The sequence below is a fragment of the Protofrankia sp. CiP1_Cm_nod1 genome, from assembly GCF_920888515.1.
Lineage (GTDB): Bacteria > Actinomycetota > Actinomycetes > Frankiales > Frankiaceae > Protofrankia.
In genome coordinates, this window is record NZ_CAKKTM010000141.1 from 1 (window position 1) to 8,187 (window position 8,187).

Sequence of the window (8,187 nt, forward strand, 5' to 3'; positions counted from 1 at the left end):
GCGGGGGCAGCGTGGCCGGCCGTGGTCCGGCCGCCCGCGGCGCGGCCGGTGCCGACAACGCGGCAGGCCGGCTCGCGGCCGTCCTGGCCGGGCTCGGGCGGGGGGCCTGGCCGCTGCGCCAGATCCTGGGCCGTTCCCGCGAACGGGTCCCCGGCCGGCTCGAGCTGGAGCATCTGAGTTTTCTGTCGGACGCCGGGCTGGTGCTGTCGAGCTCTCTCGACCCACAGCGGATCATCGATATGATCGCGGCGCTGGCGGTACCGCGGCTCGGTGACGGCGCCATCGTGTTCCTCCGGGACGGCGAGCGGGCACGCCTCGGCACGATCGTGCACCGCGACAGCCGGACCGCCGGCTTCCTGCGCGACTTCCTCCCCTCCCGGCTGCCGACGCTGGACAGCGAGGACGGGCCCGGTCTCGTCCTGCGGACCGGCCAGACCTGGTACATGCCATACCTGACCGACGAGCTGATGGCGCGGATGTCCCCGGCGGGGGTGGCGGACATGCCCTTCCCCGACTTCCTGAAGGGGCCGACCATCACCGTCCCGATGCCGGGGCAGGGCCGGGTGCTCGGCGCTGTCACCCTGCTGCGCCGCTCGGGGGGGTACAGCCCCGTCGACATCAGCCTTGCCGAGCACCTGGCCCGGCGGGGAGCGGCCGCGCTCGACAACGCGCAGCTCTACAGCGTCGAGCAGGAGTCCGCGCTCGCCCTGCAGCGCTCGCTCCTGCCGGAGAACCCGCCGGCGCTGCGCGGGGTGGAGATCGCGATGGAGTACCGTCCCGGAACGGCCGGGACGGAGGCCGGCGGCGACCTGTACGACGTGATCGCGCTGCCCGGCGGCCGGGTCGGGATCGCGATCGGGGACGTGATGGGACGCGGCCTGCACGCCGCCGCGGTGATGGGGCAGCTGCGGGCGGCGCTGCGGGCGTACGCGCTGGAGGACTGGCCGCCGGCCGAGCTGCTCACCCGGCTCGACCGGGTGGTGGACTCGCTGCCCGGGCTGCACCTGACGACCTGCATGTACATCGTCTACGACCCGGCGGCCCGGCGGGCCACCGTGTCCAACGCCGGGCATCTGCCACCGCTGCTGGTCATGCCCGACGAGGAGCCGGACTACCTGGTCCTCGACCCGGGCCTGCCGCTCGGCGTCGGCGGCACCGGGATGTTCTCGGAGACGTCGCTGGAACTTCCGCCCGGCTCCGGCATCGTGCTGTACACCGACGGGCTCGTCGAGTCGCGCCGGCGTCCGCTCGAGGACGGCATGGACCGGCTGCGCCGCGGGCTGGCCAAGGCGATGGAGAACGCGACGGAGTGCGCGGTGGGGGGCGCGGCGGCGGGGGACGCCGGGGCGTCTCCCATAGGGGTGTCCTCGGCCGGCTCCGCGCGGACGCTGCTGCACCGGTGCCTGGCCGCATCCGGGGTGGCCGTGCAGACCGACGACGACACGGCGCTGCTGGTGATGACCACCTATCCGTCCCGGCCGGCGCTGGTGGACGTGGCGTTGCCGGCCGAGCCCGAATCGGCTGTCCGCGCCCGTTCGGTGGTCGGGCGGGTCCTCACCGGGCGGCGTCTCGCCGCTGTCGCGGACGACGCCCTGCTGCTTGTCAGCGAGGTGGTGACGAACGCGGTGCTGCACGCCCGCAGCGATCTGGTGTTACGCGTCCATCAGGAGGGGGACCGGCTACGGGTCAGCGTCGATGATCGGGAGGGGACTCGGATGCCTCGCCGCCGGACATCGGGTGACGACAGGGAGTCGGGATGGGGCCTGATGATTGTCGATGTGATCGCGCGTGGGTGGGGTGTGGAAACCACCGGTGACGGCAAGCGGGTGTGGTTCGATCTGGCGATCCCGGCGAGCGGCGATGCCAACGGGGCACCGCCACCTTGACGGGACACCGTCGCCCCGGTGGGACACCGTCGCCCCGGTGGGACACCGTCACCTTTGAACACGGTCGCCTATGTGGGACGGCGTCGTCCTGACGGGACGCTGCCGCCCCGGGAGGACGCCTCACCCGGCGGGGCCGGCCGTCCGCCCGGGGGGATCAGGCGGATGCGGCCTCGTCGCCGTCGGAGCTGAGATAGCGCGACCAGCGCGGATCCATCCGACGGCTGCCCAGGATGCGCCAAGCGGCTCCGCTCGGCGCCCGAGGGGCCGTGCGAAGCCGCCAACCGAGATCGGCAACTGCCCGGTCGGCTTTCAGATGATTGCAGCGGCCGCAGGCCGCCACCACGTTCTCCCATACATGTGCGCCCCCGCGGGAGCGGGGGATGACGTGATCAAGCGATGTCGCCGGCGCACCGCAGTAGACGCAACGATGATGATCCCGAGCCAGCACCCCTTTGCGGGTGAGGGGGACCTGCGAGCGGTAAGGTACACGGACGAAGCGGGCCAGCCGCACGACGACCGGCACCTCGACCGCGTACGTGGCCGAATGGAGAACTTTGTCCCCGGGCTCGACCATGACTGCTTTCTCGGTGAGCACGAGCACCAGCGCACGCCTCTGTGAGACCACGCATAATGGTTCATACGTGGCATTGAGAACCAGCGCCTCTGTCACGCGCCGACCTCCTCGCCCTACCGGATGGCGGCCGTCACGAGCTAGCCACCGGTGACACTGAGACAGTCAACCGCCTTCGAGCCCCGAACGCGAGTGGGTTCGCGATTGTCGTCGGGTAATCATTGACACACCGCGCAGCTCGGCTCGCGTTTCACAAGCTCAGTGTGACAGATCGTCGTCGCCACGTCATAACCGGGGGCCAGCCCCCTCGTCCAGCGGCTGGCGGCCACCGGTAAGACTGGATGCGGCCGGATCCCCGGGGGACGTCCATCGGAACATTCGACAACCGATCACGTGTGAGGAGCTGACTGAAGGCCGTGGCCAACTCCCCGTCCCTGCTTGCCCAGTCGTTCGGGTCGTTACTGCCCTCGGCGGCCCAGGCGTCGAGCGCGGCGCCGTCGCCCGCCGCGTCCGTGAGCGCGCCCGTACCGGCGCCGACCGACATCCCGCTGGCGCCCAGCCTGGAGCAGCTCAGGGACGCGCTGCAGAACGCCTGCGGAGACCGGCCCGGGGTGCTGTGCCGGACGGTCTACGACGTCACCCACAGCCAGTACCTCGCCGGTGGCGCCAACGTCTTCGTCGGCACCCCGCTGAAGATCGTGCTGATCCTGGTGGCCGCCTTCCTCATCCGGTCGCTGCTGCACCGGTTCATCATCCAGACGACCCGCCGGGCCTCCAACGGAGGCTCGGGAGGACTGCTGCGCTCCGGGCGCACGGTGCTGCTGGGCGCCTTCGGGGATCCCGCCGTGCTGCTGGAACGGCGCCGGCAGCGCGCGGAGACGGTCGGATCGCTGCTGCGCAGCATCACGTCCATCATCGTCTTCGGGATCGCCTTCGTGACGGTCCTCGGTGAGCTGGACATCAACCTCGCGCCGATCGTGGCCAGCGCCGGGATCGTCGGTGTCGCGGTCGGCTTCGGCGCGCAGAACCTCGTCCGGGACTTCCTGGCCGGCATGTTCATGCTGCTGGAGGACCAGTACGGGGTGGGCGACGTGATCGACGTGGGGCCGGTCAGCGGGAACGTCGAGGCGGTCAGTCTGCGTGTCACCCGCCTGCGCGACGTCGAGGGCACCGTCTGGTATGTGCGCAACGGCGAGATCGCCCGGGTGGGGAACAAAGGCCAGCAGTGGGCACGGACAGTGCTCGACGTGCCGCTCGACTACGACACCGACGTGGCCACGGCCAAGCGGATCCTCAAGCGGACGGCGGACAAGCTCTGGACGGATCCGCGGTTCGCCGCCGCCATCCTCGAAGAACCCGAGGTGTGGGGGATGGAGACGATGACCGCGGACGGCTACACCCTGCGCGTCATCGTCAAGACCCAGCCGCTGAAGCAGTGGGAGATCGCCCGCGCCCTGCGGGAGCGCTTCCGCGCGGCGCTGGACGCCGAGGGCATCGCGCTCGGCAGCGTCCAGCGCAGCGAGGTCGTCATGGTCGATGACGATGACGAGGAGGAGAAGAGGCCAGGCGCCGACGGCGAGGAGGACGGCGGCTCCGACCCGCGGGCGGCGGCCAACGCGACCGACAGCGGGCCCATCGCGGAGCTGCCCCGGCCCGCGCGCTCACCGGTCGGCCGGTCGTCCGGCCGCACCTCCGGCTCGCACTGAACCGGGTCCCGGCCCGATCCGGCTTTTCCTCTGCGTGCGCCCCGGCCCGGTGGGCTTTCCAGGCGATGCCAGCCCCGTCCGTGCCGTCGCTGGCCAGCCGGGACGTCGGCGATGTGCCGGGGTAGCTGAACCGCTGATAAGGATCACGGTAGGCGAAGCTGAGAGTTGCTCGCGGTGGCTCCCGCCGCGGTGCGGGCCGGGCAGACTGTGTGATGTGCGTGTACTGGTGGTCGACGACGAGCCGGCGGTCCGGGAGTCCCTCGAACGGTCGCTGCGATTTGAAGGCTACGAGGTCAGTTCCGCCCGGGACGGCGCCGAGGCGCTGGACGCCGTCACCCGCGACCGGCCGGACATCGTCGTGCTCGACGTGATGATGCCGCGGGTGGACGGCCTGGAGGCCTGCCGGCGGCTGCGGGCCCGCGGTGACGACCTGCCCGTCCTCATGCTCACCGCCCGTGACGGGCTTGCCGACCGGGTGAGCGGCCTGGACGTCGGGGCCGACGACTACCTGGTCAAGCCGTTCGCGTTGGAGGAGCTGTTCGCCCGGCTGCGTGCCCTCACCCGCCGGGCGTCGCTGTCGGCCCGGGCGGCCAGCGCCGCCGCGGTGGCCGCCGGCGGGTCCGCGGACTCCGTCGCCGCCGGCCCGGGGCGGCCGTCGGTGCTGACGTTCTCCGGCGTCCGGCTCGACCCGAGCAGCCGGCAGGTCACCCGCGGCGATCGCGATCTTACCCTCACCAAGACCGAGTTCGACCTGCTCGAGCTCTTCCTGGCCCACCAGCGCCAGGTGCTGTCACGTTCGACGATCATGGAGAGGGTGTGGGGCTACGACTTCGGTCCGTCCTCGAACTCCCTTGAGGTGTTCGTCAGCTATCTGCGCCGCAAGCTGGAGGCCGGTGGTGAGCCCCGGCTGCTGCACACGGTCCGTGGGGTCGGCTACGTCCTGCGGGAGACGGCATGACCGGCGGTGTGACGGCATGACCGGCGGTGTGACGGCGCGGTCGGGATGAGTGCCAGGCCCGGCCCGGACACCACCGGATGGCAGCCGGGGACGCCGGTGGAGACGGCCGGAGGCGGCGGTCCCGGACGCGCCGTCGCCGCGGGCGGAACATCCTGGCGGCGGCGCTTCGCGCATAGCCATCTGTCGCTGCGTAACCGGATGGTGCTGCTGATCGGCGTCGCGGTGGCCGCCGTCGTGGCCGTGGTCGCGGGCGTGGCGCTCGCCTCGACCGGGATCGTGCTCAACAGCTCCATCGACGACCAGCTCACCGAGCAGGCCCAGGCGGCGGCCCGGACGGTCATGCCGAGCATGCCGCCGGGCGCCCGCGGCCCGCGGTGGCTGACCGGATCCAACTTCGGCCTGCCGGCCCAGATCATCCTCGCGGACGGCAGCACGGCCACCTGGGCAGGCCAGTCGGTGACACTGCCGGTGAACGACGCCGACCTCGCCGTGGCCGAGGGGGTGACGGACAAGCAGGTGCGTACCGTCACCGTGGATGGCGCGCGGTACCGGGTGGCGACCGTCCCGCTGCTGTTCGTCCCCGGCCGCGCACCGGGCGCGATCCAGCTGGCCCGGCCCATGGCCGACGTCGACGAGACGCTGCGCACCCTCGGGCTGATCCTGCTGGGAGTGGGTGTGGCCGGGGTGGCCGGGGCGGTGCTGCTGGGCAGGCTGATCTCGCGGGCGTCCCTCAAGCCGGTGAACGCCGCCGCCGCCGCCGCCGAGGAGGTGGCCCGCACCCAGGACCTGTCCGCGTTGATACCGGTCACTGGCAGTGATGAAATCGCCCGGCTGGCCAGCAGCCTCAACAGCATGCTGCGCGCGCTGGAGGCCTCCCGGGCCCGTCAGCGCGAGCTTGTCGACGACGCCAGCCACGAGCTGCGCACCCCGCTGACCAGTCTGCGCACCAACATCGAGCTGCTGTTGCGGGCCGAGGCCAACCCGCGGCGCGCGCTGCCCGCGAACGACCGGGACGCGCTGCTGCGCGACGTCGACGCCCAGATCCGGGAGCTCAGCGGGCTGGTCAGCGAGCTGGTCGAGCTGGCCCGCGACGAAGCTCCCCCCGAGGACGTGGAGCGCGCCGACCTGACCGAGATCGTTCATGCCGCGGCGGAGCGGGTACGCCGGCGGGCCAAGGCGAAGAACGTCCACATCGTGGTGACCGCGGCCTCGTCCCCCGTCGACGGGCGGCCGCACATGCTGGAACGGGCGGTGACGAACCTGCTCGACAACGCGGTGAAGTTCTCCCCTCCGCAGGGTGAGGTGTTGGTGGCCGTCGGGAACGGCGAGGTCGTCGTCACCGACCAGGGCCCGGGGATCGCGCCGGAGGACCGCCCGCGGGTCTTCGACCGGTTCTACCGCGCCACGTCCGCGCGCGGGCTGCCCGGCTCCGGGCTGGGCCTGGCCATCGTCGCCGATGCCGCGGCCATGCACGGCGGGAGCGTGCGGGCCGAGGAGGGCCCCGGCGGGGGCGCGCGCCTGCGGCTGTCCCTGCCGGTCCCCGAGGACGTGCTGTGGTCGGCGCCGTTCGACGCGGGCAGCGGGCTGTTCGACGCGGGCAGTGGCGCGGGCCCGCCCGGCGGTTGGGATGCGATCAGCTCGGCGGGGCCGTCCGGGTTCGCCCGAGCGTCCGACCGCGGGCCCCGGCGGGCGAGAGGATTCGGCCGTGGCCTCTGACGACAGCGACACCGGCACCGACGGCGACACCGGCACCGACACCAGCGCCGACAACGGCACCGGCTCCGACGCCCCTGCCGGGAACGGCACCGTCGGGGGGACCGGCGCAGGCAGCGGCACGGGCGCCGGCGGCGGTACCAGGAGCGGTGCCGCTGAGCAGGCTGTGGGGAATGGCCGTGCCGCCCGGGCCGGTGGCATCGACCCGTCGCTGGCGGAGCTGGCGGACGTGTACGGCGTCGCCACCCGTTACATCGACGCCGACGACCAGGAGGTCACCGTCGACCCGCGGGTCGTGCGGGCGGTGCTCGGCCTGCTCGACGTCGACACGGCGGACCCGGCCGCCGCCCTGGCCGCGGCTCGTGACGCGCCGTGGCGGCGTCCGCTGCCGGCCTGCGTGATCGTACGGCGGTCCGCGCCCACGCCGGTGATCGTGCGGGTGCCCGCCGGCACGGTCCCCGTCGCAGAACTGGAGCTTGCGGACGGTGGGCGCCGTGACCTCACCGGATGGGGTGAGACCGTCGGGCAACGGCTGGTCGACGGGCAGGAACTCCTCGGCGTCCCGTTGGAGCTGCCCGCGGGCCTGCCACTGGGTGATCATGTGCTGCGGCTGCGGGCCGGTGCCGTCGTGGCCACGGCAGAGCTCGTCGTCGTGCCGGACGCGGTACCCGGCCCGGCCGGGGCCGTTCCCGGCCGCGCCTGGGGATGGATGATCCAGCTGTACGCGCTGCGGTCGGCCGGCTCGTGGGGGATGGGCGACTACGCCGACCTCGCCGGCCTCGCGGCCTGGTCCGGCGGCGAGGAGGGCGGGCGTGCCGACGTGCTGCTGGTCAACCCGCTGCACGCGGCCGCCCCGACGTTCCCCGTCGAGCCGTCCCCGTATTTTCCGGCGAGCCGGCGTTTCGCCTCCCCGCTGTACCTGCGTCCGCAGGACCTGCCCGAATACGCCCGGGCGGACGCCGCCACCCGGGCCCGGGTCGACCAGCTCGCCACCATCGCCCGCGCCGGGGCCGCCACCCCACCGTCGGCGGACGGGCCGCGGGACGGCGGCCTCACGGATGCCGGGCCGCGGGAAGGTGGCCTCGCGGATGCCGGGCCGGGGCGGGACGAAGCGGGGGAGGCCGGGTCTGGCGTGGACCGCGTCGGCCTGCTGGACCGGGACGCGGTGTGGCAGGCCAAGCTCGCCGGCCTGGAACTGCTGTTCCGCGTCTCCCGGCCCGGGCCGGCGGACGAGCCGGCGGACGAGCCGGCGGCGGGGCACGACGGCCTCACCGACTTCGCGACCTGGTGCGCTCTTGCCGAGCGGCACGGCCCGGACTGGCGGCACTGGCCGGCGCACCTGCGCGACCCGCG

The 8,187-nt window shown here is 73.2% G+C and carries 6 protein-coding genes; 5 read left to right on the forward strand and 1 reads right to left on the reverse strand.

Going from position 1 to position 8,187, the window contains the following annotated elements:
• A partial coding sequence (locus NBX02_RS07040; protein ID WP_445548306.1) for an ATP-binding SpoIIE family protein phosphatase occupies nt 1–1,886 on the forward strand: 1,886 nt, incomplete at its 5' end.
• 154 nt (nt 1,887–2,040) lie between these two features.
• Here the strand turns inward: NBX02_RS07040 and NBX02_RS07045 are convergent.
• Nucleotides 2,041–2,556, reverse strand: coding sequence for an HNH endonuclease (locus NBX02_RS07045; RefSeq protein ID WP_250283510.1), 516 nt, complete (start codon nt 2,554–2,556; stop codon nt 2,041–2,043).
• A gap of 317 nt (nt 2,557–2,873) precedes the next feature.
• Here NBX02_RS07045 and NBX02_RS07050 point away from each other — a divergent pair, with 317 nt between their 5' ends.
• The 4 genes from NBX02_RS07050 to NBX02_RS07065 all read left to right on the forward strand — a co-directional run.
• A complete protein-coding gene (locus NBX02_RS07050; RefSeq protein ID WP_250290528.1) occupies nt 2,874–4,163 on the forward strand; it encodes a mechanosensitive ion channel family protein in 1,290 nt (429 codons plus the stop codon).
• Nucleotides 4,164–4,377: 214 nt separating this feature from the next.
• Nucleotides 4,378–5,121, forward strand: coding sequence for a response regulator transcription factor (locus NBX02_RS07055; RefSeq protein ID WP_250283507.1), 744 nt, complete (start codon nt 4,378–4,380; stop codon nt 5,119–5,121).
• Between the two features lie 45 nt (nt 5,122–5,166).
• Nucleotides 5,167–6,837, forward strand: coding sequence for an ATP-binding protein (locus NBX02_RS07060; RefSeq protein ID WP_250283505.1), 1,671 nt, complete (start codon nt 5,167–5,169; stop codon nt 6,835–6,837).
• Nucleotides 6,827–8,187, forward strand: a 1,361-nt coding sequence (locus NBX02_RS07065; RefSeq protein WP_250290530.1) for a 4-alpha-glucanotransferase, incomplete at its 3' end; no start/stop codon positions are given. The genes NBX02_RS07060 and NBX02_RS07065, both read left to right, overlap by 11 nt.

Bases quoted from the DNA above. Each gene is read 5' to 3' on its own strand.
- NBX02_RS07060 (WP_250283505.1), top strand. From the start codon at position 5,167: ATGAGTGCCAGGCCCGGCCCGGACACCACCGGATGGCAGCCGGGGACG.